We start from the raw sequence: 23323 nt of genomic DNA on the forward strand, positions 1-23323 counted from the left end.
GCGGTCTACGGTTTGCATGTATGGCCCGGGGGCACGGCAGGTGTGCCGGAGCGGTGCTAGGCGCGGTGCGGCGAAGCTGCTAGCCATTTCACTCTCGAACTCGATCAGGATCCTGCAGATGGACAACCGCACTGACATCTGGCGTCACGTTGACGCCATCAAGCCGCGTTTCGTCGCGCTGAGCGATCGGGTCTGGGCGATGCCGGAGGTCTGCTACACCGAAGCGCGCTCCTGCGCCGAACATCTGGCCGAGCTGCAGCATCAGGGTTTCCGCATCACCGAGAACCTCGCCGGCATCCCCACCGCGCTGATGGGCGAATGGGGCGAGGGAGGTCCCGTCATCGCCTTTCTCGGCGAATACGATGCCCTGCCCGGATTGAGCCAGGAAGCAGGCATAGCCGAGCCCCGCCCGATCGAGGCCGGCGGCCATGGCCATGGCTGCGGCCACAACCTGCTTGGATCGGCCGCCCTGCTCGCCGCCACGGCGGTGAAGGACTGGCTGGCCACCCACAAGGTGCCCGGGCGGGTGCGCTATTACGGCTGCCCGGCGGAAGAGGGCGGCGCTGCCAAGGCTTTCATGGTGCGCTCCGGCGATTTCGACGACGTGGACATCGCCGTCACCTGGCACCCCTCCAGCTTCTGGGAAGTGGCGGTGACGCCCTCGCTGGCCAACACGCGCGCCGATTTCAACTTCACCGGGCGGACGTCCCATGCCGCCGCGTCGCCGCATCTGGGCCGCAGCGCGCTCGATGCCGTGGAGCTGATGAATGTCGGCGTCAACTACATGCGCGAGCACATGCCCAGCGACGCCCGCGTCCACTATGCGGTGCTCGACACCGGCGGCATCGCGCCCAACGTGGTGCAGGCCCATGCCCGCGTGCGCTATTCGATTCGCGCCCGCGACCTGCCCGGCATGACCGAACTGGTCGGGCGCGTGCAGAAGATCGCGGAGGGCGCGGCGCTGATGACCGAAACCACCGTGAAGATGCAGATCGTTTCCGCCGTCTCCAACACGCTGGCCAATACGCCGCTGGAAGAGGCGCTGTTCAAGGTCATGGAAGACCTCGGCCCGCCGCATTTCGACGACGACGACAGGAGCTTCGCGTCGCAGATCCAGGCCACGCTGACCGAGAAGGACATCGACTCGGTCTACTACACCATCGGCATGGATCCGACCGACAAGCCGCTGGCGGATTTCCTGGTGCCGTTCGACGCCAAGCGCAATCCGCTGGTCGGCTCCACCGATGTCGGCGACGTCAGCCGGGTGGTCCCCACCGTCCAGGTCCATGCGCCCTCGATCGCCATCGGCACGCCGCTGCACACCTGGCAGGTGGTGGCGCAAGGCAAGAGCTCGCACGCCCACAAGGCCATGGTGCAGGCCGCCAAGGCGATGGCGGGCCTCGGCGTCAAGGCGCTGATCGAACCGGACCTGATCGCCGCCGCCAAGGCCGACCTCGACCGGCGCACCGCCCGCACGCCCTATGTGAGTCCGCTGCCAGGCGATGTTGCGCCGCCGCTGCGCATGTCATTGGCGTGATCCGAAGCGTCCGATAATCGTGTCCCAGCGAACAAATTTTTTGCACGCTGGGGCAGCCGCGCCCACGTTTTGGCAGAGCGATACCTTCGGTTTGCCGAAGCGTTGTGCGCCGCAGTAGAAATCTGCCCAAGCAACGGCCAATCGATCCGCGACGCCACCCCGCATGACGTTGACTTGCGGCACGTTCGGTGTGCCATCTTACGTCCCTGGACTATGCGGCGGGGCGACCCGCGATCACGCCAACCGAACGAGTGGACGATGAAGCTGGGCACCGAACTGCAAACGATGATCGATGGCGTCAAAAACGGTCGCATGGATCGCCGCGGCTTCATTCAACGCATGATCGCGCTGGGCCTCACCGCGCCGATGGCGACGCAACTGCTCGCGGTCGGCGGCGTGGCCATGGCGCAGACGCCGTCCACCTACAAGCCGACCAAGCGCGGCGGCGGCGGCCCGCTGAAGCTGCTGTGGTGGCAGGGCCCGACGCTGCTCAATCCGCACTTTGCCACCGGCACCAAGGACCAGGACGGCTCGCGGCTGTTCTACGAACCGCTGGCCTGCTGGGACGCCGACGGCAATCTCAGCCCGGTGCTCGCCGCCGAAATTCCCTCGCTGCAGAATGGCGGCCTCGCCGCCGATGCCAAGTCGGTGACCTGGAAACTGAAGCCCGGCGTCAAATGGCACGACGGCAAGCCGTTCTCCGCCGACGACGTGGTGTTCAACTGGGAATATGCCAAAAACCCGGCGACTGCGACGGTCACCATCGCCGCACATCGCGACATCACCGTCGAAAAGATCGACGATCTCACGGTGAAGATCTCCTTCAAGAAGCCGACGCCGTTCTGGGCCGATGCCTTTGTCGGCGCGCCCGGCGCCATCATCCCCAAGCATCTGTTCCAGGATTACACCGGCGACAAGTCGCGCGACGCCCCGACCAACCTCAAGCCGGTCGGCACCAGCGCCTATAAATTCGTCGAGTTCAAGCCGGGCGATTTCATCCGCGGCGAGATCAACCTCGATTACCACATACCCAACCGCCCGCACTTCGACAGCATCGAGATGAAGGGTGGCGGCGATGCCGTCTCGGCGGCGCGCGCCGTGATCCAGACTGGCGAGTATGACTTTGCCTGGAACATCCAGGTGGAAGACGAAATCCTGCTGCGCCTGGAAAAGGGCGGCAAGGGCAAGGCGGTCTATGCTGTCGGCGGCGACACCGAATTCATCGCCCTCAATTTCACCGACCCGAACACCGAGGTCGACGGCGAACGCTCCTCCATGAAGACCAAGCATCCGCTGTTCTCCGATCCCGCGGTCCGCAAGGCGCTGGCGCTGCTGATCGACCGCAATGCCATCAAGAGCGTGATCTACGGCCGCGCCGGCCGCACCACCGCCAACTTCCTCAACGGACCCGAGAAATTCGTATCCAAGAACACCAGCTGGGAATTCAGCATCGAGAAGGCCATCAAGCTGCTCGACGACGCCGGCTGGAAGCCGGGCGCGGACGGCATCCGCGCCAAGGATGGCAAGCGGATGAAACTGCTGTTCCAGACCGCCATCAACGGCCCGCGCCAGAAGACCCAGGCCATCGTCAAGCAGGCCTGCCAGAAGGCCGGCATCGAGATGGAGCTGAAATCGGTGGTGGCATCGATCTTCTTTTCCTCGGACGTCGGCAATCCGGACACCTATCCGCATTTCTACGCCGACCTCGAAATGTTCCAGATCCCCATGAGCCAGCCCGACCCCGCCCAGCACATGCGCCGCTATCATTCCAGCAACGTGGCGACCAAGGCGAACAAGTGGCAGGGCCTGAACTTCCCGCGCTGGGTCAACAAGGACTATGACGCCGCGATCGACGCGGCCGAGGGCGAGATCGATCCCGTCAAGCGCGCGGCCTTCTACATCAAGGCCAACGACATCATGTGGGAGGACACCGTGTTCATCCCGGCGATGCATCGCTTGAAAGTGGAGGCCGCGGCCAACACGCTGCGCCCGGTGCTGTCCGGCTGGGCCAACGAAACCGACAACCTGCACGAATGGTACAGGGAGGCGTGAGGACAGCGGACAGACGGCTTCCGTCATGAGCCAGTACATCCTGCGCCGCCTGCTGATCGCCATTCCGAGCCTGCTCGGAATCTCGCTGATCCTGTTCATCGTGCTGGCGCTGGCGCCGGGCGATCCGTTTTCCGAACTCGCCACCAATCCCAACGTGCCGCCCGAAGTCCGCGAGGCGCTGCGGATGAAATTCGGCCTCGACGATCCGATCTACCTGCGCTACGTGCACTGGCTGGTGGCCATGGTGCACGGCGACTGGGGCTTTTCCTTTGTCAGCCGGATGAACGTCGACACGCTGATCCTCCAACGACTGTCCACCACACTCTACGTGATCGGCTCGTCGCAGGTGCTGGCGCTGCTGATTGCGATTCCGGTCGGCGTCTATGCCGCCACAAGGCCCTATTCGGTGTTCGACCAGGTCGCCAACACGCTGGCCTTCATCGGCTTCTCGCTGCCGACCTTCTTCACCGGAATCCTGTTCATCCTGGTGTTTTCGGTGAAGCTGGACTGGCTGCCCTTCGTCTATTCGACCGACATCAAGGCGACCGGCATCCATTGGGTCGGCGAACAGATCCGGCAAGCCATCATGCCGGTGATGGTGCTCGGCCTGTTTCAGGCGGCGTCGATGACGCGTTTCGTCCGCTCGGCCATGCTCGACGTGATCCGCCTCGATTACGTCACCACCGCAAAGGCCAAGGGCATCGGCCAGCGGCGAGTCATCGTCAAGCATGTGATGCGCAATGCGATGATCCCGGTGGTCACCCTGATCGCGTTGCAGATCCCCGCGGTGTTCGGCGGCGCCATCGTCACCGAGCAGATCTTCCGCATCCCCGGCATCGGCTCGCTGCTGATTTCCTCGATCCTCGCCAACGATACGCCGGTGGTGATGGCCGTGACCTTTGTCTTCGCTTGTCTTGTCGTGCTCTTCAACCTCATCGCGGACGTTCTGTATGGCTGGCTTGACCCTCGCATCTCGCTCCGCTGAGCGGCGCAGCTATTCGCCGCTGCGCGAGACCTGGCTGCGCTATCGCCGCCACAAGCTCGCCGTGGTCAGCGCGGTGCTGCTGCTGGTTCTGGTTCTGGCGGTGGTGCTGGGCCCGTACTTGTGGCGCGTGGGGATCAACGAGATCGATTTCACCGCGCGCCTGGAAGGCCCGTCGCTCGCGCACCCGCTCGGCACCGACGATCTCGGCCAGGATATTCTGGCCCGCATGATCTCCGGCGGGCGCATCTCGCTTGCCGTTGGCTTCGCGGCGATGGTGGTCTCGGTGCTGGTCGGCACGCTGATCGGCGCGCTCGCCGGTATGTCGCGCGGCGCGCTCGGCCATTTCCTGATGTGGCTCACGGACCTCTTTCTGGCACTGCCGCAACTGCCGCTGCTGCTGCTGCTGATCTATCTGTTCCGCGACGGGCTGAAGGCGGCGTTCGGCCCCGAGGGCGGCATCTTCATCCTGATCGTTGTCGTCATCGGCGGGCTGCGCTGGATGCCGGTGGCGCGGCTGGTCCGCGCGCAATTTCTGTCGCTGCGCGAAAAGGAATTCGTCGAGGCCGCCCGCGCCCTCGGCGCCAGCCGCGCGCGCCAGGTGATCCGCCACATATTGCCCAACGCGCTGGGGCCGGTGATCATCGCCGGCACCATCGACGTCGCCGCCGCCATCATCGCCGAGTCGACGCTGTCGTTTCTCGGCCTCGGCTTTCCGCCGGACACCCCGACCTGGGGCCGCATCCTGTACGACGCCAAGGACTATCTCGACATCGCCGCGCACTGGGCACTGTTTCCCGGCGCAGCGATCTTCATCGCCGTGGTCGCCGTCAACTTCATCGGCGACGGGCTGCGCGACGCCCTCGATGCGCGGCGGGTGATCTGATGATTCCGCTCCTCGAAATCAAGAATCTCAAGACGCATTTCACCACCGACGACGGCATCGTGCAGGCCGTCGACGGCGTGAACCTCACCATCAACCGCGGCGAGACGCTGTGCGTGGTCGGCGAATCCGGCTCCGGCAAGACGGTCACGGCGATGTCGATCCTGCAGCCGATCGCCATGCCGCCGGGCAAGATCGTCGAAGGCGAGATCATCTTCGAGGGCCGCGACCTGGTGCCGCTCACCAGCCATCAGCTCGACGAGATCAGGGCCAAGGAGATCGGCTTTATCTTCCAGGAGCCGATGACCTCGCTCAACCCCGTGCTCACCGTCGGCGAGCAGATTGCCGAGAGCCTGCGGCGCCACGAGCGGCTGCCGCAGAAAATGGCGATGGCGCGCACGGTGGAGATGCTGAAGCTGGTGCAGATCCCCAATGCCGCCGGCCGCGTCAACGATTACCCGCACCAGTTTTCCGGCGGCATGCGCCAGCGCGTGATGATCGCCATGGCGCTGGCCTGCCATCCCAAGCTGGTGATCGCCGACGAGCCCACCACCGCGCTCGACGTTACCATCCAGGCGCAGATCCTCGACCTCTTGCAGGACATGAAGGAGCGCTTCGGCATGGCGGTGATGCTGATCACCCATGCCATGGGCGTGGTCGCGGAAACCGCGCAGCGCGTGGTGGTGATGTATGCCGGCAAGGTGGTCGAGGAGGCCGGCGTCGACAGCCTGTTCGAACGTCCGAGCCATCCCTACACCCAGGGCCTGATCCGCTCGATCCCGCGCATCGATCTCGATGCCGGACTGAAGACCCGGCTGGAGACCATCGCCGGCACCATGCCGGTGCTGATCAATCCCGCGCCCGGCTGCCGCTTCGCGCCGCGCTGCCGCTTTGTCATGGATGTCTGTCGGGAACGCGAGCCGCTGCTGCGGCCGATCGCACCGGACCATCGCATGGCCTGCCATCTGGGAGACGTGCCATGAGCGAGCCTCTCATGACCGAACCGCTGGTGCGCGTCACCAATCTCAAGAAATATTTTCCTGTCCATGGCGGCTTGCTGTCGCGCGAGGTCGGGCGCGTTCACGCCATCGACGACGTGTCGTTCACCGTCCATCGCGGCGAGACGCTGGGACTGGTCGGCGAATCCGGCTGCGGAAAATCCACCACAGGCCGCTGCGTGCTGCGCCTGATCGAGCCGACCGCAGGCGACGTCGAATTCGCCGGCCGGGACGTGCTGGCGCTCGGCGGCAGCGAGCTGCGCGCTCTCAGGCGAAAAATGCAGCTCGTGTTCCAGGATCCCTTCGCTTCGCTCAATCCGCGCATGACCGTGGGCGCGATCATCGGCGAGGCGCTGACCATCCACAATCTCGGCGGCTTCGCCAGCGAGCGCGAGGATCGCGTGGCGAGCCTGCTGGTCAAGGTCGGGCTGAAGGGCGACCAGATGCGCCGCTACCCGCATGAATTCTCCGGCGGCCAGCGCCAGCGCATCGTCATTGCGCGTGCACTCGCGGTCGAGCCCGAATTTATCGTCTGCGACGAACCGGTGTCGGCGCTCGACGTCTCCATCCAGGCGCAGGTGATCAACCTGCTGGAAGATCTGCAGGCCGAGCTGAACCTGACGTTCCTGTTCGTGGCGCACGATCTGTCAGTGGTGGAACACATCTCCGACCGCGTGGCGGTGATGTATCTCGGCCGCATCGTCGAACTCGCAAAATCCAGCGACCTCTATCGCAATCCGCAGCATCCCTACACGCAGGCGCTGCTCTCCGCCGTGCCGGTGCCGGACCCCAAGGCCAAGCGCAAGCGGATCCGGCTGCAGGGCGACGTACCGAGCCCGATGAATCCGCCGACGGGCTGTCATTTCCACACCCGCTGCCCCATCGCCGTGCCGATGTGTTCGCAGATCGTGCCGGAAACCAAACAGGGCAGCGACGGGCATTTCGTGGCCTGCCATCTGGCGTAGGGCGTCGGCGAAGAATCCATTGCCTTTGCGAATTTTTTTGCCCATTGCAGTTTGAAAGCCCGCATCGTCGCGGCATCGTCCTGATTTGGAGCATCCATGCGCATCGCCCTGATCCACGCGCTTCGGCATTCGATCGATCCTGCTGCGGAGGCGTTCGGACGGCTGTGGCCGGAGGCGGATCTCGTCAATATTTTCGACGACAGCCTGTCCGCCGACCTCGCGCGCGCCGGGCAACTCACGCCGGCCATGACCGAGCGCTTCCTGCTGCTGGCGCGCTATGCCGTGGATAACGGCGCCAATGGAATCCTGTTCACCTGCTCGGCCTTCGGCCCGTGCATCGAAGCCTGCAAGGCCGCGCTGACGCCGCTACCGGTGCTGACGCCGAACGAAGCCATGATCGATGAGGCGATCGCCAGCGGCGGACCGATCGGCCTGCTCGCCACCTTCGGCCCCACCCTCGACACCATGCCCGCCGAATTCACCGCCATCGCGCCGGCCATCGAGATCGTGCCGCAACTGGCCGAAGGCGCCCTCGCCGCCCTGAATGCCGGCGACACCGCGCGCCACGACCAACTGGCGGCGCAGGCCGCTTCCGGCCTGCAGCAGTGCAAGGTGATCGCCCTGGCCCAGTTCAGCCTCGCACGAGCGGCGCCAGCGGTTGCGGCCGCCAGCGGCCTCCCTGTGCTGACAACGCCCGACAGTGCGGTGAAACGGCTGCGCTCGCTGCTCGGCTGAGCCCTCGTTACGCCACCTCGCGCTTCGCCGCGACGCCGGCCAACGCGCCGGCGACGCGGACGCGGACGCGCAGCGAATTTCCCGGCAGATAGGCGATCGGCATATCCTCGACCTCGATGGTCTTCAGGCTCGCGGGATCGGCGCCGGCGGCAACCGCCTTGGCTTCGGCGATCTGCAGCGCTGCGGCGATCGCGTCGTCGCGGCTGAGTTCGCGGAACACTTGGTCGGCCTCGCCGCTGACGCGCGCAATCGCTGCACCGACGGCATTGGCGCAATCGCCGAACGGCACCCGGATGATTTCCGAAACACCGGCCAATTGGTCCGGCACCAGGAAGGCGCCGCCGCCCACCGCCACCAGCGGCGCATCGGCCGCCTCGGTCTTCATGCGGTCGATGTTTTCTTCCAGCAGGCGCCTGGCGTCAGCCAGCGACGCGTCGATCAGCTCCTTTGAAATCGACGCGACGCGCGAGCGGTCACCGATATCCAGCAGGCCGGCGGCGACCGCGATATCCGTCGCGGTCAATTGCTTGCCGCCGAACACCAGCGCGTCTTCGGTCAGGCGATAGCCGACGCTGAGCGGGCCGACTTTTGCCGAGGTCGCATCGACATGGCTGCCGCCGCCGAGCCCGATGGACAGCAGGTCGGGCATCCGGAACAGGGTGCGCACGCCGCCGACCTCGACCACCGCATTGGCCTCGCGCGGAAAGCCGTGGCGCAGCTGGCCGATATCGCTGGTGGTACCGCCGACATCGACCACCATGGCATCCTCGCGGCCGGACAGATGTGCCGCGCCACGCATCGAGTTGGTGGCGCCGGACGCAAAGCTCATCACGGGAAAGGCGATGGCGGTCTCGGCCTGCATCACCGTGCCGTCGTTCTGGGTCAGGAACAGCGGCGCGTCGATGCCGCTCTCGGCAATCGCCTTGCGAAACGCGGCAACGGTCTCGACCGCGAGGTCGTGCAGCACGGCGTTGAGCAGCGCGGCATTCTCGCGCTCCAGCAGGCCGATGCGTCCCAGATCGTGCGACATGGTGACCGCCACATCCGGACAGACCTCCTGCAGGATATCGCGTGCCGCCACTTCACAGCTCGGATCGAGCGGCGAGAAGATCGACGACACGGCTACCGAACGCAGTCCGGCATCGCGGATTTTTCGCGCGGCGCTGCGCATCGCCGACGTATCGAACGGCATAATCGGGCGGCCGTCAAAATCGTGGCCGCCTTCGAGCATGAAGGTCTCGCCGTGCACCTTTTCGGCGAGGTCCGTGGGCCAGTCGCAGAATGGCGGCAGTGACGCGCTGACCGGCATGCCGATGCGGATCGCAGCCACCTTCATCAGGTGCTTGCGCTGCACCACGGCGTTGATGAAATGCGTAGTGCCGATCACCACCGAATCCACCGGGCCGCGCGTCACCGGATCGGCGCGCAGCGCCTTCAGCGCGTCGAGAATGCCGGAAGTGACATCCAGGGTGGTCGGGCGCTTGCAGGCAAAAATGACCTTGTCGCCGTCCAGCAGCACGGCGTCGGTGTTGGTGCCGCCGACGTCGATTCCAATGCGTCGCATGTCGTTATACTCCTGCGCCTGCGTGCGCATCGAAAAGAGAAACGAAGTCGAGGTCGTAGCCGAAGGCCCGCGGGCCGACGAATTCGAGACCGCATTCGCTCGTGAGCACCGGTGGCGCCTGCATTGCCACCACGGTGACGCGCTGGCCGTAGCGCACCGTCTCGGTGCCCACCGCGTGGCCGGACAGAGTCTCCAGCACGCAGATCAGGTCCGGGCACATGGCCACCGCCTTGCCCTCGCGCCAGGCGACGATCCATTCATTCTGGAACGACAGATCGAGCCGGCTGCCGCGATCGTCATCGATGCCCTCGATGGCGATCGAACCGCGCAGAAAACCCTCCGTGGTGCGGCGCTCGACGTCGACCACCTTGCCGGTGAACAGCCGCTTGCCGCCTTCGCTGTCGAGCAGCGCCGCGATCGGATCGGTGTGCAGCCGGTTGGCCTCGCGCACCAGCGTGCCGATGCGGATCGCCGCAGTGGTGGTGAAGTGGATGCCCCAGTCCTTGACCTCGCGGCCGGTGCGTGGCGCCTTGCAGGTCGAGGCGATGGAGCCCATCTCGACGCAGATCTTGCGGCTGGCGCGCTCCATCCATTTCCAGGTCGGCACCTTGGTGACGATCGCCTCGATGCCGCGCGGATCGTACAGCGTGCACGGATAGGGCCGCAGCCCGCCGATCGCCACCGAGGTCATCTGCGCTTCCGGGAAGGCGCGTCCCATGCAGTCGGCATCGACCACGGGAATCCCGAGATGGGCCGCGGCCATCAGCGCCTGCATGCCGTTGCCGCCGCCGATCTCCACCGACATCACGGCGCGGAATTTGAAGCCGCCGAATTCCTGCTGGATCTCGACGGCGCGCGCGATGCTGCGGCTGTCGGTCAAGCGTTCCTGCCCGACCAGCGGTGCGCCCATGTTGGACACGACAGCCACATGGTCGTCGTCGCCAAGATCGAGCGGCGACATCAGCTGCACGCGGTGGCCCTGGGCATAGAGCTGGCGCAGGTTGAGCAGGCCCAGATAAGGACTGCCGCCGCCGCCGGTGCCGAGGATCCAGGCGCCGACCGCCAGCGATTCGATATCCTCCGAGGTGATCTCGGTGAGTGGTGCCGCGTTCATGTCGTCAACTCCTCGACGACGCGCGCTGCCGCGGCGATGGCCAGAATGACAGGGCCGTCATAGGCCCCGCGAACCCGCGCCTTGTTGGCACTGGTGTAGCCCATGCAATCCATCACCACGAGATCTGGCTTCAGCGCCGCCATTTTTTGCGCAGCGGCGTCGATGGCGGCATCGTCCGATCCTGGCTGCATGGTGACGCCGACGACCTCGACGCCGTCGCGCTGCCATTTTTTTCCGATCAGTTCGGTCTGCGCCGCCAGCGGCGAGAACACGCCGAGCCGACCCTTGGGCAGCACCGCTTCCACCAGCTTGTGCAGCACCGCCGACGGCAGGATCACCAGGCCTTCGGGCGCGATATTGGGAAATTTGCCGGTGCAGGCGAGCATCGTGACCTTGATGCCCTCACCGGCGAACTTCTCGATCTGCCTGGCCGCACGGGCTTCCACGGCCTTCTTGCTGAGGGTAACGCCATCGCCGTTCGGCAGCAGGGTGAACAAGGTGTCGTAGCCATCAACCGGCGGAATCGCGTCGATCTCGGCGCGGGTCATGCCGTCGAGGGCGCCGCGCAGGTCGATCTGCATTCCCGGCGACAGCACCGCGGCGATTTCGCCGGCGACGGACGGTCGCGGGCTCTGGCCAATCACGACCACGCCCATGCGTTGTTGCTGCATGCTATCAATCCTTCAAGATCACGATGTCGGATGGTGTCCAGCGCAGCGTCACTGCAGCGCCGGCCTGGAACAGCTCGTGCGAGCCGTTGTTGGGTTGCTGCGCCAGCAGGCGACGGCCCGCGGCCTCGATGCGGTACAGCACCGAGCCGCCCTGGAAGTTGGCGCTCTCGACAATGCCGTCGAGACCGTCGCCGGTCGGCGCCGCGAGCCGGATTTTCTCCGGACGCAACGCGACGGACAACGGTCCGGTGGTGCCGGGCTCTCCGGCGAGCTCGATGGTCATGTCGCGATCGACCTTTAGCAAAACCTTGCCGGCGTCGCGGATCACCTCGCCGCGGAACAGGTTGGTGTCGCCGATGAAGTCGGCGACGAAGCGCGTGCCGGGCCGGTCGTAGATCTCCGATGGCGTGCCGATCTGCTCGACTTTGCCGGCGTTCATCACCGCAATGCGATCGGACATGGCGAGCGCCTCTTCCTGGTCATGGGTGACGAACACCATGGTGAGACCAAGCTTACGCTGCGGCTGCTTCAGTTCGAACTGCATCGATTGCCGAAGCTTCTTGTCGAGTGCGCCAAGCGGCTCGTCGCACAGCAGCACGCGCGGTTCGATGACGATGGCGCGCGCCAGCGCGACGCGCTGCTGCTGGCCGCCGGACAATTGCCCGGGACGGCGATCCTCGTAGCCGACCAGTTCGACCTGGGCCAAAGCGTCGGTGACTTTCCGGCCGATGGTGGCGCGGTCCATGCCGCGCATGCGCAGCCCGAAGCCGACGTTTTCACCGACCGAACGGTGCGGAAACAACGCGTAGTTCTGGAACACCATGCCCATGTCGCGCTTGTGGGCGGGGACATGGGTGACGTCGGCGCCGCCGACCCTGATGCTGCCTTCCGTCGGCGTCTCGAAGCCGGCGATCATTCGCAGGGTCGTGGTCTTGCCGCAACCCGACGGTCCGAGAAGGGAGAAGAACTCTCCCTCCCGGATCGCCATGTCCACTGCGTCCACGGCACGGGTGCGACCGTCATAGGTCTTGGTGACGCCGACAATGTCGATGGCCGCGCTCATGCCCGGAAGATACGGTTCACGCGCGCGTCGATCTCGTCCTTGCGCGCGTTGTACCATTTCCAGTCGGGCTGGATCAGCGTAGCGACCTTCGCCGGCGTCGTCAGCAGTTTATCGTTGTACCTGTCATCGAGCTTCACCTTGCTGTTGGCCGGCGAGTACCACACAGATTCCGCCAGCGTCTTCTGCACGCTGGGGCTCAGCATGTAGTTCACGTAGGCATTGGCGAGCTCGCGGACCTTGGTGCCCGGCGTCAGCGTCAGCACCTGCTCCAGCGCCATCACGCCCTCGGACGGCGCGACGAAGGCGGTCGGCTGGTTCTGGCCATCGTAGCGCAGGATGCCGGAATCGTGGATCACCGCCAGGCCGACCTCGCCCGACAGGATCATTTTTTCCATAGTGCCGGTGAAGTCGGCGAGTTTCATCGGCTTGACCTTCTCCAGCGCCGCATAGGCGGCGTCGAGGTCGGTCATGCCCTTGCCGTACAGCATGCCGCTCATCATCACGAACGCCTGTCCGAGGCTGTTCACCGGGATGACATAGCCGCCGCGCACGCCGTCATAGGACCTGTCCCAGAGATCCTTCCAGGACGTGACCTTGCCGTAGCCCTTGTCGGTGCGCATGCCGAGGCCGATGGCGCTGGTGAAGATGGTGACGCCGACGATCTTGTCGCTGACCGCGTAGGGATAGACGTCGGCAATGTTCGGCACCTGCTTGGCGTCGATCTTGGCTTCGACGATGCCCATCTCCAGAGCCGCCCACTGCTCATTGGAATTGGTGTGCAGCACGTCGTAGACCGGATTCGAGCGCGAACTCGCCTGCAGCTTCGGCAGGAACGGGAACGCGGTGTCGGTCTCCACCTTGCACTTGAACTCTTTCTCGAAGGCCGGAACGACCTCGGTGGACATGGTCTGTCCCCACTTGCCGCCCCATCCGGTGATGCGCAACGTCGCCGCCTGGGCACGCGCGACATGGGGAGCTGCAATGAGGCCAGCACCTGCCGTAGCGGCCACGGCGAGAAACCGGCGTCGATTCACGGGCTTGCGGATGATGGTCACAGAATGATCCTCTCTTCAGAAATGAACGTCAGAGTTGGGCGGTGGACCGGAGCCCGACCGTGCGGTCGAGCCCGATGACGACCAGCACGGCAAGCACGATCGAAACCACCGAAGCGGCGCCGATCGTTCCGTCCAGATCGAATTTCAGATAGTTGAACAGGGTGATGGGTAGCGTCTCGTGGCCCGGCGACACCAGGAACAATGAGATCGGGAACTGGTCGAACGACACGATGAAGGCGAATACCGCACCTGCCATGACGCCGGGTTTTGTCAAAGGCAACGTGACTTCGAAATAAGTGCGCAGCGCCCCTGCCCCGAGGTTCTGTGCGGCTTCTTCCAGCCGGGTGTCGAAGTTGTGCAGCACGGCCAGGGTCGTGCGCACCACGTAAGGGATCGACACCAGCGTGTGGCCGAGCACCAGCCCCCAGGTCGGGCGGCCGACGTCCAGCAGCACGTAGGTCTGGAACAATGCGAGGCCAGTGAGAATCGCCGGCAGCATCAGCGGCGACAGCATGATCGCGGTGATGGCGCGGCTGCCGGGTAGCCGTCCGCGCGCCAGCGCCAGCGCCGCGCTGGCGCCGAACACGGTCGCGGCCACCGTGGTCAGGACCGCGACCTTGAGGCTGAACCACAGGGCGTTCATGAAATCGCGCGAGGCAAAGAACTTCTCGAACCAGCGCATGGAGACGCCGACCGGGGGAAACTGGATATAGGGCGTGGGGTTGAGCGCGAACACGAAGACGATGGCGATCGGCGCCAGGAGGAACACCAAGACGCCGATATTGAAGGCGAGATAGCAGAAACGGCCGAAGCGCAGGGAGAGCGGTGCTGATGTCATAGCGGCCCTCACTGCAAATCGCGCTGGCCTGAGATCATTCCCAGGATGCGGTTATAGGCGATGATCAGCACCAGCGAGATGGCCAGTAGAACCATGCCGAGCGCCGCGGCAAAGCCGACATTGAAGCTGGACGAGATCTGCTGGTAGATCAGCATCGGCAGCGTCATGATCTGGAAGCCGCCCATCAGGATCGGCGTCACGTAGGCGCTGATGGCCAGCGCGAACACCAGCAGCGAGCCGGCGAGAATCCCCGGCAGGCTGAGCGGCAGCGTGACCTCGAAGAAGGCGCGCAACGGCGAGGCACCGAGATTCTGCGCGGCATGTTCGAGCCGTTCGTCGATGCGGCTGATCACGCCGACCAGGGTCAGCACCATATAGGGGATGTAGATATGCGTGAGGCCGAGCACGATGCTGAATTCGTTGTACATCAGCGGCAGCGGTTTTGAGATCAGGCCCAAGCCGGTCAGGGTCTGGTTGATCACCCCCTTGTCCGACAGCAGCGCCATCCAGGCGAAGGTGCGGACCACGATGCCGGTCAGCATCGGCGTCAGCACCGACATCATCAGCAGCGCATAGGCGGTGCGGCCACGAATCCGGGCCATCCAGTGCGCCAACGGGTAGCCGATCAGCAGCGCCGCTACGGTGGTCAGCAGGCCGATGCGAATCGTGGTCCAGATCACCTCGAAGTAATACGAGTCCGACAGCATCCGCGTGTAGAACTTGGCCGTGAAGGTGACGTTCGGCTGCACCACCGGATTGCCGGACAGCACGCTGATCAGCGCCATCAGGCCCATGGGCAGGAAGAAGAACAGCGCGAACAGCAGCGCGCTCGGCGCAATCAGCCAGGCGATCGGGGAAACGCCGGTGCGGGTTACGTTCATTGCGCCGCCGCCTTGCGTACCGGCACGGCGTCGTCCAGCGCCAGCCACACCGGATCGTCGCACAGCCGGCCGAGTTCGACCGCCGTGGCGCGCAAAATCTGCCACAGCCGGGCGCGCTCTTTGGCGGAGGTCAACTGGCTCGGAAACGACAGCGCGACCCCGACCGTCTCGCCGGTGTCGCGGTTGCTGACCGCAAAACCCAGCGAGCCGACCCCGGGCAGCGATTCCTCGGTCGCCGACGAATAGCCGGTGCGGCGAATCTCATTGATGCGCACCATCAGTTCGGTGATGTTGCGCGGCGCGTTGGGCGGCACCGCGGGAAAAGGTTTTGCGAGGTTGGCGCAGATCTCGGCGTCGCTCAGCCGCGCCAGCATGGCGCGCCCGTTCGACGTCAGGAAAGCCGGCGTCCGCACGCCGGGCGGCGACACCACCTGCAGCGGATTGGTGCCGCGAACCACGCGCAACACCACCTGTTCGCCGCCATCCAGCACCGCGACATAGCCGGTGTGCCCGGTGGCGGCACAGACGTCGCGAAGATGCTGTTCGGCGAGCGCCACGAAGTCGTTCTGCGAACGATGCAGCCGACCGAGTTCGAACACCAGCAGTCCCGGCCGGTAGCGGCGCGTCGTCGCGTCCTGCTCCAGCAGTCCGCACTCCTTGAGTTGACGCAGCAGGCGCGAGGTCGAGCTCTTCGGCTTGCCGGTCAGCCGGATCACATCGGCATTGCTGATCTCCGGCTGCTGCGGAGAGAAGCAGCGCAGGATCTCTATGGCGTTGTCGAGGGCGCTCATGGCTGAAGATCCGAAGCGTTCCATAAAATGGAACCATGTTGTTAATTGTGGAACTGATCGATCCCGCCGTCAATCGGTCGGTGCGCGGCAATTTTGAACAATTCGCGCTGAAGATTCGCGCAATTGGCTGATATTTGGATGGCGCGGGAGCGTCAGGGAGCACCCGCCTGCGCCAGCGCGACGAGTTCTCGCCTGCGCAGACGCGTTGCGCGCGCCCGAACAAAGACGGCAAAGAACCGCAACCTCCGTGGTGCCGACGGCACGGACGACGAGATTGGTGGTGACGGCCCGCACCCGGCTGTGCGGAACATCGGACGATCGGCCGGGGACGCTCGACGCGCTGCGATGGGATTGATAAGCCCTGCCTGCAGGAGCCTTTGAGTCGACATGACCGTTGCGATCGAGATGGGACAGACGACGGCGGGCGCCGCGGTGACTCTGGACCTTGAGGAACTGCTGGCGACCCGCCTTCTGGTGCAGGGCAATTCGGGTTCCGGCAAATCCCATCTGCTGCGCCGGCTGCTGGAACAGAGCGCCCCATGGGTGCAGCAGACGATCATCGATCCCGAAGGCGACTTCGTGGCGCTGGCGGACCGTTTCGGTCACCTCCTGATCGACGCCGAGGAACACACCGAACGCGGCCTGCAGGTGGCGGGCGAACGCGCGCGCATGCATCGCGTCTCCACGGTGCTCAATCTCGAGGGGCTCGACGCCGAGAACCAGATGCGGCGCGCGGCGGCGTTTCTCAGTGGACTGTTCGAGGTCGGCCGCGACCACTGGTACCCGATGCTGGTGGTGGTGGACGAGGCGCAGCTGTTCGCGCCCGCCATCGCCGGCGAGGTCTCCGACGAAGCGCGCAAGCTCTCGCTCGGCGCCATGACCAATCTGATGTGCCGCGGTCGCAAACGTGGGCTGGCCGGGGTGATCGCGACCCAGCGCCTCGCAAAACTCGCCAAGAACGTCGCGGCCGAGGCGTCGAATTTCCTCATGGGCCGCACCTTCCTGGATATCGACATGGCGCGCGCCGCCGATCTGCTCGGCATGGAGCGGCGGCAGGCGGAATCGTTTCGCGACCTCGAGCGCGGGCAGTTCATGGCGCTCGGCCCGGCGCTGTCGCGCCGTCCGCTCGGACTGCGGATCGGGGCCACGGAGACCCAGCCGCGCAATGCGATCCCGCGCTTAATGCCGCTGCCGGAAGCAACATTGGACGCCCATGCCATGATCCTGGCAGCGCCGCCGCCGGAGCCGACCCGGCCGCAGCGCCGTGCACCATCGTCGCCGGATCTCCTCGGCCAGCTCATGGCGGCGAAGTCCGCAGCGCTGGAACTTCGGCCGGACGTGGCGGAGACACCGATCAGCGCCGAGGAACTGGCGAAGCGGCGCATGCGCGTCGACCGCGTTCTGCAAGCCTTGATGGCCGAGCCCGATGCAGGCTTCCGGGTCGTCGGCGTGCTCTATCAGGAATTCGTGGTCCGCTGCCGCATCGAGGGGCTCGGCGCAGCCGTGCCGGACCTCGACGACTTCCGCCGCATGCTGACGCGCGCCCGCGCCGGGCTGGGTTCCGACATGGCCGCCGACGACACCTGGCAGGACGTCTCGGTGCGCGCCTCCATCCTGCCCGAGGATATGCAGGGCGTGTTCATGATGATCGCGCGCGCGGCGAAAGAGGGCTGGCCCTGCCCCGGCGATGCCGCGATTGCCCGCGCCTATGGTTCGCACTCCCTGCGCCGCGCCCGGCGTCTGCTCGATTACATCGAGGAACAGGGCCTCATCGTATGCCAGCTCGACGGCGCCGGCCGACGCACGGTGACGCTGGTCGAACTGGCCTGGGCGACCGCGCCAGGAGATCCCAACGCCGAGGAACTGGCGACCGAACAAGGCCTGTGATGGCGCAGGCCGCCGCGCGGTGTGCTACAGTTTCCGACCGGTCCGCGCGCTGCGGCTGCGCATGGTCAGCATCTATCCATTGAAGGAGTTCCGGGCGTGAGCGTTGCCTTCACCAAGGAAGACAGTGCCGAAACGGCAGCGGAGACCCTGCTGCCCGACCGCCCGGTTTCGCCGCATCCGAATCGCGTGACGCCCGCCGGATTGAAGGCACTGGAGCTTCAACTCCAGCAGGCGCGCGAGGCCTACGAAACCGCGCAAACCATCGAAGACGTCAATGAGCGACGGCGGCAGGCGGCGATCCCGTTGCGCGACGCGCGCTACTTTGCGGCGCGCGTTCGAACCGCAGAGGTGGTCGACGCGCCTGCGTCAACGGACACGGTTGCCTTCGGCCGCACCGTGACCTTCAGGCGCGACGACGGCCGCGTGCAGACCTATCGCATCGTCGGAGAGGACGAAGCGGACCCCAAGGCCGGTTCGATTTCCTTCGTCGCACCGGTCGCGAGATCCCTGATGGGCAAAGCGGTCGGGGATGTCGTCGGCCCATCGGGTCAGGAGCTCGAGATCATCGCGATCGCTTAGCAAGGCCGCCACCCGGAATATCCCGGCGATGCTGAAGACCGCGCTCGCCAACGACGATCTCAAGTTTGATCCTCAAATTTGAAGCCGCTTGATCTTGTCCGGACGCCGGAGCTTTTGGCGGTCCCGGACGCAGTGCACGACGCCTCCTGACGGAGGCGCATTGCACTGCGTCTGGGACACGGTTTCCTTGAGAGGAAGCCGGCTCTAGACGGGCTGCAGGCCGAGCGCCTGCGCGCTCTCGATCCAGATCGGGAGTTCGCGCTGATACAGAGCGTTGGTCTCCTTGAAGCCGAGCGCCGGCTCCAGCACGAAGGTGGCGAGCACGTCCCTGACCTTCGGGTCGTCATTGGCGGCCACCAGGAGCTGCGCCAGCCGATCGACGATCGGCTGCGGCGTCGCCTTCGGCAGCGCCCAGCCGGTGAAGCCGCTGACGGTGAAGAACCGCGATGTTGCGCCCTGTTCGGGCAGCGTCCCGACCTTGGGGATGGCGTCGACCTTCTTCGAATGCACCGCGAAGGCCACGCCGCGATTGCTCTGCAGGACCGATTGCGCACCGGTGTAGCTGCCCATCGCGGCGTCCAGCGTGCCTTCGGCCAGCCCGGTCCACATCGGCGCTTCACCGCGGTAGTGGATCGGTTCGATGGCGAGGCCATACTGCCAGTTGAGTTCATTGATCGTCATGTGCGGCGCGGAGCCCGCGCTGTAGGTCCCGAAGTTCACCTTGCCGCTCTTGCGCGCAAAAGCGACGAATTCATCGAGCGTCGTGACGCCGGACTTCGTGCTCGCGACCAGCGGCAGCCCGGCCCCCGGGATGACGCTGACGAGTGTCAGGTCCTTGTCCATGTCGTAGCCCGGCGTCTTCATCATGACCCGGTTCATCACATAGGTGGTCGAGATGGAGCACAGCATGGTGTGGCCGTCGGGCTCCGCCCGCGCGACTTCCGCCGTACCGATGGCGCCGGCAGCGCCCGCCTTGTTTTCGATGACGACGGTCTGCCCCACCTGTTTCGAAATGAATTCGCCGAACGCCCGCGCCAGCATGTCGGTCTGGCCCCCGGCCGGGTAACTGCAGATCATGCGGATCTGCCGCGATGGCCAGGCCGCTTGCGCCGAGGCCTTGCGCACGATGAAAGGCAGCGCGGCGGCAGCCGCCCCGGCCACGATGAAGCCGCGGCGATGAGTGAGTTTGGACATGGTTTCCCCCGTATTTTTTTAGGACGTTAGCGCAACGCCCCGGCTGCGGCCATGTGCCGGCCCCGGACAGATTGGCGCACCCGAGGGGGCTCCGACATTCCCGGCATGCGCCGTCTGGATCGGCGCGCTGCGATGCACTAGTGTCCGGCCGAGCTCTTCAAAGATGGCTCGTCAGGCCGCAAAGGCCTGGCATCAAACAACTTCTGGGACGAGGCACCATGGCGCGTAATATTCTCATTCTCGGGGCCTCGTACGGCTCATTGCTGGCGACCAAACTCCTGATGGCCGGTCACAACGTGACGCTGGTCTGCCGCAAGAAGACCGCCGAGCTGATCAACCGCGAGGGCACCGAGGTCCGCATCAAGCTGCGCGACGAAGCGACGCACCGGGCGATCTTCTCGCGCGACCTGCCCGGCAAGCTCGACGCCACATCGCCGGATAACGTCGACCTGTCCCGCTACGATCTCGTCGGCCTGGCCATGCAGGAGCCGCAATACACCAATCACACGATCCGGGTTCTGATGATCAAGATTGCCACGGCCAAGCTGCCGTGCCTGTCGATCATGAACATGCCGCCGCTGCCCTATCTCCATCGCATCCCGGCGCTGGCAGACATGAATCTCGAGGAAGCCTATACCAACGCCCAGGTCTGGGAGCGCTTCACACCCGGACTGGTCACCCTCTGCTCGCCCGATCCGCAAGCTTTCCGCCCGCCCGAGGAAGCCGCGAACGTTCTTCACGTGGGCCTGCCGACGAATTTCAAGGCGTCGATCTTTGCCGACGAGGCGCACAACCTGCTGCTGCGCGAGCTGGAGGCGGACATCGACGCGGTCAGGCTGGATGGGCACGACGTGCCGGTGAAGCTCAAGGTGTTCGATTCGCTGTTCGTGCCGCTGGCGAAATGGTCGATGCTGCTGACCGGCAACTATCGCTGCATCACGCCGGAGGAGCCGCAGTCGATCCGCGATGCCGTGCATGGCGACCTGAAGGTCTCGCAGTCGATCTACGACCATGTCGATGCCATCGCGCGCCGCCTCGGCGCAGACCCGCAGGACCAGGTGCCGTTCGAGAAATACGCCAAGGCGGCGGAGAGTCTTCTCAAGCCGTCATCGGCGGCCCGCGCGGTGGCCAACGGCGCGCCCTTCATCGAGCGCGTCGACCTGCTGGTGAAACTGATTTCGCATCGGCTGGGCATGCCCAACGCCAATATCGACCACACGGTCCAGGTCGTCGACCAGAAGCTCAACGAGCGAATCGAATCGAGCGCGGGGATCTAGCTTCCCGCGCTTGAGTAGCACGCAAAAGTGCTGTCCTGGCCCAGGGTCCGCGCAAGGACCCTGGCAATGCCCGTGGCCGGCGCCCGGCATCATCGAACACGCGTTCCCGATCGGAAACCGAGCATTGCTCAACTAATAACCAGCGGCGCGAAAATTATCTTAACACATTCTGGACACAATGGCCGGCGGACACATGAGAAGCCCGCCGCGCGACCGGGCGCCACCATACGGAACATCACATGGTTGCAAATCTGAGCCTGAAAGCCCGGATCACCGCGGCGTTGGCAATATCGGCCGCAGCGACGGCCATTGCCGTGCTGTTCGGAGCCATGTGGATCATCGGCGGCATCGTCGACCGCGCCGATCGTGAGGAACTCCAGGGCAACTACGATGCATTCCAGTCGCGGCTGATGCAGGAATCCCAGCGCGCGGCAGCCATGAGCGCCGTGGTGGCAAACATCCCGGCGGTCCAGGATGCGGTGGCGCGCAACGATCGCGAGGCGCTGGTGCAGTTGTTCGGACCGGGCTTCGCCCAGCTCAAGTCCGACTACGGTGTCGATCAGTTCCAATTCCATACACCGGCAGGCCTGTCCCAGTTCCGGGTGCATCAGCCCGCCAAGTTCGGTGACGACCTCTCCGGCTTCCGCAAGACCGTCGTCGTTGCCAATTCCACGATGAAGCCGGTGCTGGGGCTCGAGGGCGGTGTTGCCGGTCTCGGCATTCGCGGCGTCGTGCCGGTGGCGCAGAAGGGCAAGCATCTCGGCACCGTCGAGTTCGGGCTGACATTCGGCCAGGGCTTCTTCGATGAGTTCAAGCGCGCGCGGAACGTCAATGTCGCGTTTCATCTCGCCGGGAATGGCGACTTCAAAACCTTCGGCGGTACGCTGGGCGGCAAGACGTTCTTCGATGCCGGCGCCTATCGCAGCGCCACCAACGGCAGTTTCATCATCCGACAGGGCGCGCTGCAGACGACGCCCATCGTCGCATTGCTCGGCCCGGTCAAGGATTTCTCCGGCCAGCCCATCGGCGCCGTCGAGATCGTCATGGACAACAGCGAATATGTGGCAGCCATTGCCCATGCGCGGCTGCTCGTGGCCGCGATTGCCGCCTTGTGTCTGGTCCTCGCCATCGCCGGCGGTTTGCTGATCGCCCGCGGCATTTCGCGGCCCATCCTTGCCATCACCGAGGCGATGCGTGAACTCGCCGAAGGCAACCTGTCGGTCGCGCTGCCGCAGCACAGCGGCAAGGACGAAGTCGGCCAGATGGTGCAGGCCGTCGACATCTTCAAGCAGAATGCGATTCGTGTCAGCCGCTTCCAGGTCGACCAGGACGAAAGCCAGGCCAAGGCCGAACAGGAGAAGCGCGCCATCTTCGCATCGCTTGCCGACAGGTTCGAGGGCAACGTCCGCAAGGTCGTCGACAACGTATCGTCCGCCGCGGCAGAGATGCAGAACACCGCGCAGTCCATGTCGTCGGTCGTCGAGCAGTGCCGGGCGCAGTCTGACGAAGTCTCGGGCGCATCGCTCTCGGCCTCCGACAATGTGCAGACCGTGGCCGCGGCATCCGAGGAATTGTCGTCCTCGATCGGCGAGATCAACCGGCAGCTCGCGCAATCCTCCGCCGCGGTCGGAAAGGCGGCCGACAGCGGCCGGCGCTCCAATGTGCGCATGCAGAGCCTGGCCGCAGCGGCGCAGAAGATCGGCGATGTTGTCGCCTTGATCAATCAGATCGCCAGCCAGACCAATCTGCTGGCGCTGAATGCCACCATCGAGTCGGCACGTGCCGGCGAGGCCGGCAAGGGATTTGCTGTGGTGGCGGGCGAGGTCAAGTCGCTGGCGACACAGACGGCCAAGGCCACCGAAGATATCCGCGCCCAGATCGCATCGATCCAGAGCGAGACCAATGCGGCCGTGGAAGAGATTCAGGCGGTGTGCGCCACCATCGACGAGGTCGACAAGATTTCATCGGCCATTGCCGCGGCCATCGAGGAACAGGGCGCCGCGACGCAGGAGATCGCCCGCAACGTCAGCCAGGCCGCTGCGCGCACCGACGACGTGTCGCGCAACATCACCAGCGTGACATCGGGGATTTCCACCACAGGCTCCGCCGCACAAAATGTCCTGGGCTCGGCGACCAGACTGGCCTCGCAATCCGAAGTGCTGCGCGGCGAGGTGGATCGCTTCCTGGCAAGTATCAGAGTCGCATAGCGCCGGCAGCGCTTCGCCGGCCGTTCGTGTCGTCGACGTCGTTCGGCGCC

At 65.2% G+C, this 23323-nt stretch carries 20 protein-coding genes; 11 read left to right on the forward strand and 9 right to left on the reverse strand.

Features of this window, described 5'->3' with window-relative positions; genetic code table 11:
• Positions 1-118: 118 nt before the first annotated feature.
• From ACUXVA_RS03275 to ACUXVA_RS03305, 7 genes are all read left to right on the forward strand, one after another.
• On the forward strand, positions 119-1537 hold the full coding sequence (locus tag ACUXVA_RS03275; RefSeq protein ID WP_445490811.1) for a M20 family metallopeptidase: 1419 nt from the start codon (positions 119-121) through the stop codon (positions 1535-1537).
• A gap of 258 nt (positions 1538-1795) precedes the next feature.
• Positions 1796-3589: a peptide ABC transporter substrate-binding protein gene (locus ACUXVA_RS03280; protein ID WP_265081603.1), complete on the forward strand. Its 1794-nt coding sequence runs from the start codon at positions 1796-1798 to the stop codon at positions 3587-3589.
• Positions 3590-3614: 25 nt separating this feature from the next.
• Positions 3615-4574: an ABC transporter permease gene (locus ACUXVA_RS03285; protein ID WP_265081602.1), complete on the forward strand. Its 960-nt coding sequence runs from the start codon at positions 3615-3617 to the stop codon at positions 4572-4574.
• Positions 4540-5457: an ABC transporter permease gene (locus ACUXVA_RS03290; protein WP_265081601.1), complete on the forward strand. Its 918-nt coding sequence runs from the start codon at positions 4540-4542 to the stop codon at positions 5455-5457. Before ACUXVA_RS03285 ends, ACUXVA_RS03290 begins: the two co-directional genes overlap by 35 nt.
• Positions 5457-6437, forward strand: a complete 981-nt coding sequence (locus tag ACUXVA_RS03295) for an ABC transporter ATP-binding protein (protein WP_445490814.1) — start codon at positions 5457-5459, stop codon at positions 6435-6437. The genes ACUXVA_RS03290 and ACUXVA_RS03295 overlap by 1 nt, the downstream gene beginning before the upstream one ends.
• Before the next feature lie 11 nt (positions 6438-6448).
• Positions 6449-7417, forward strand: coding sequence for an ABC transporter ATP-binding protein (locus ACUXVA_RS03300; protein ID WP_265083537.1), 969 nt, complete (start codon positions 6449-6451; stop codon positions 7415-7417).
• A 96-nt stretch (positions 7418-7513) separates the two neighbouring features.
• Entirely contained in the window at positions 7514-8152 is a 639-nt protein-coding gene (locus tag ACUXVA_RS03305) for an aspartate/glutamate racemase family protein (protein WP_265081599.1), read from the forward strand.
• A 7-nt stretch (positions 8153-8159) separates the two neighbouring features.
• Here the strand turns inward: ACUXVA_RS03305 and ACUXVA_RS03310 are convergent, their stop codons facing one another.
• Genes ACUXVA_RS03310 through ACUXVA_RS03345 form a run of 8 tightly spaced genes read right to left on the reverse strand, consistent with a single transcriptional unit; the run spans position 8160 to position 16129 of the window.
• Positions 8160-9716 carry a hydantoinase/oxoprolinase family protein gene (locus tag ACUXVA_RS03310; RefSeq protein WP_265081598.1) on the reverse strand — a complete coding sequence of 519 codons (1557 nt, stop codon included), beginning with the start codon at positions 9714-9716 and terminating at the stop codon, positions 8160-8162.
• Positions 9717-9720: 4 nt separating this feature from the next.
• On the reverse strand, positions 9721-10830 hold the full coding sequence (locus ACUXVA_RS03315; protein WP_265081597.1) for a DUF917 domain-containing protein: 1110 nt from the start codon (positions 10828-10830) through the stop codon (positions 9721-9723).
• Complete coding sequence (locus ACUXVA_RS03320; RefSeq protein ID WP_445490817.1) at positions 10827-11501, reverse strand: AroM family protein; 675 nt, start codon at positions 11499-11501, stop codon at positions 10827-10829. The genes ACUXVA_RS03315 and ACUXVA_RS03320 overlap by 4 nt, the downstream gene beginning before the upstream one ends.
• Before the next feature lie 4 nt (positions 11502-11505).
• Positions 11506-12564, reverse strand: a complete 1059-nt coding sequence (locus ACUXVA_RS03325; RefSeq protein ID WP_445490819.1) for an ABC transporter ATP-binding protein — start codon at positions 12562-12564, stop codon at positions 11506-11508.
• Positions 12561-13619 (reverse strand): extracellular solute-binding protein, encoded by a 1059-nt coding sequence (locus tag ACUXVA_RS03330; RefSeq protein WP_265081596.1) that lies wholly within the window; start codon positions 13617-13619, stop codon positions 12561-12563. The genes ACUXVA_RS03325 and ACUXVA_RS03330 overlap by 4 nt, the downstream gene beginning before the upstream one ends.
• Before the next feature lie 28 nt (positions 13620-13647).
• The gene (locus tag ACUXVA_RS03335; RefSeq protein ID WP_445490821.1) at positions 13648-14457 is read right to left on the reverse strand and encodes an ABC transporter permease; all 810 of its coding nucleotides are present in this window, start codon (positions 14455-14457) and stop codon (positions 13648-13650) included.
• Positions 14458-14465: 8 nt separating this feature from the next.
• Positions 14466-15338, reverse strand: coding sequence for an ABC transporter permease (locus ACUXVA_RS03340; protein WP_265081595.1), 873 nt, complete (start codon positions 15336-15338; stop codon positions 14466-14468).
• A complete protein-coding gene (locus ACUXVA_RS03345) occupies positions 15335-16129 on the reverse strand; it encodes an IclR family transcriptional regulator (protein WP_445490824.1) in 795 nt (264 codons plus the stop codon). The genes ACUXVA_RS03340 and ACUXVA_RS03345 overlap by 4 nt, the downstream gene beginning before the upstream one ends.
• Positions 16130-16516: 387 nt before the next feature.
• On the opposite strand from ACUXVA_RS03345, the gene ACUXVA_RS03350 reads away from it, so the two are divergent.
• A complete protein-coding gene (locus ACUXVA_RS03350) occupies positions 16517-18016 on the forward strand; it encodes an ATP-binding protein (protein ID WP_265081593.1) in 1500 nt (499 codons plus the stop codon).
• Between the two features lie 96 nt (positions 18017-18112).
• Positions 18113-18595, forward strand: coding sequence for a transcription elongation factor GreA (gene greA, locus ACUXVA_RS03355; protein ID WP_265081592.1), 483 nt, complete (start codon positions 18113-18115; stop codon positions 18593-18595).
• Positions 18596-18799: 204 nt separating this feature from the next.
• On the opposite strand, the gene ACUXVA_RS03360 is transcribed toward greA, so the two are convergent.
• The gene (locus ACUXVA_RS03360) at positions 18800-19789 is read right to left on the reverse strand and encodes a Bug family tripartite tricarboxylate transporter substrate binding protein (RefSeq protein ID WP_265081591.1); all 990 of its coding nucleotides are present in this window, start codon (positions 19787-19789) and stop codon (positions 18800-18802) included.
• Between the two features lie 218 nt (positions 19790-20007).
• Between ACUXVA_RS03360 and ACUXVA_RS03365 the strand changes: the two genes are divergently transcribed.
• Together ACUXVA_RS03365 and ACUXVA_RS03370 are read left to right on the forward strand one after the other, a co-directional pair.
• Positions 20008-21066 (forward strand): ketopantoate reductase family protein, encoded by a 1059-nt coding sequence (locus tag ACUXVA_RS03365; RefSeq protein ID WP_445490827.1) that lies wholly within the window; start codon positions 20008-20010, stop codon positions 21064-21066.
• A 239-nt stretch (positions 21067-21305) separates the two neighbouring features.
• Complete coding sequence (locus tag ACUXVA_RS03370; protein ID WP_265081589.1) at positions 21306-23273, forward strand: methyl-accepting chemotaxis protein; 1968 nt, start codon at positions 21306-21308, stop codon at positions 23271-23273.
• Positions 23274-23323 lie beyond the last annotated feature (50 nt).

The organism is Rhodopseudomonas sp. RCAM05734 (assembly GCF_052658035.1).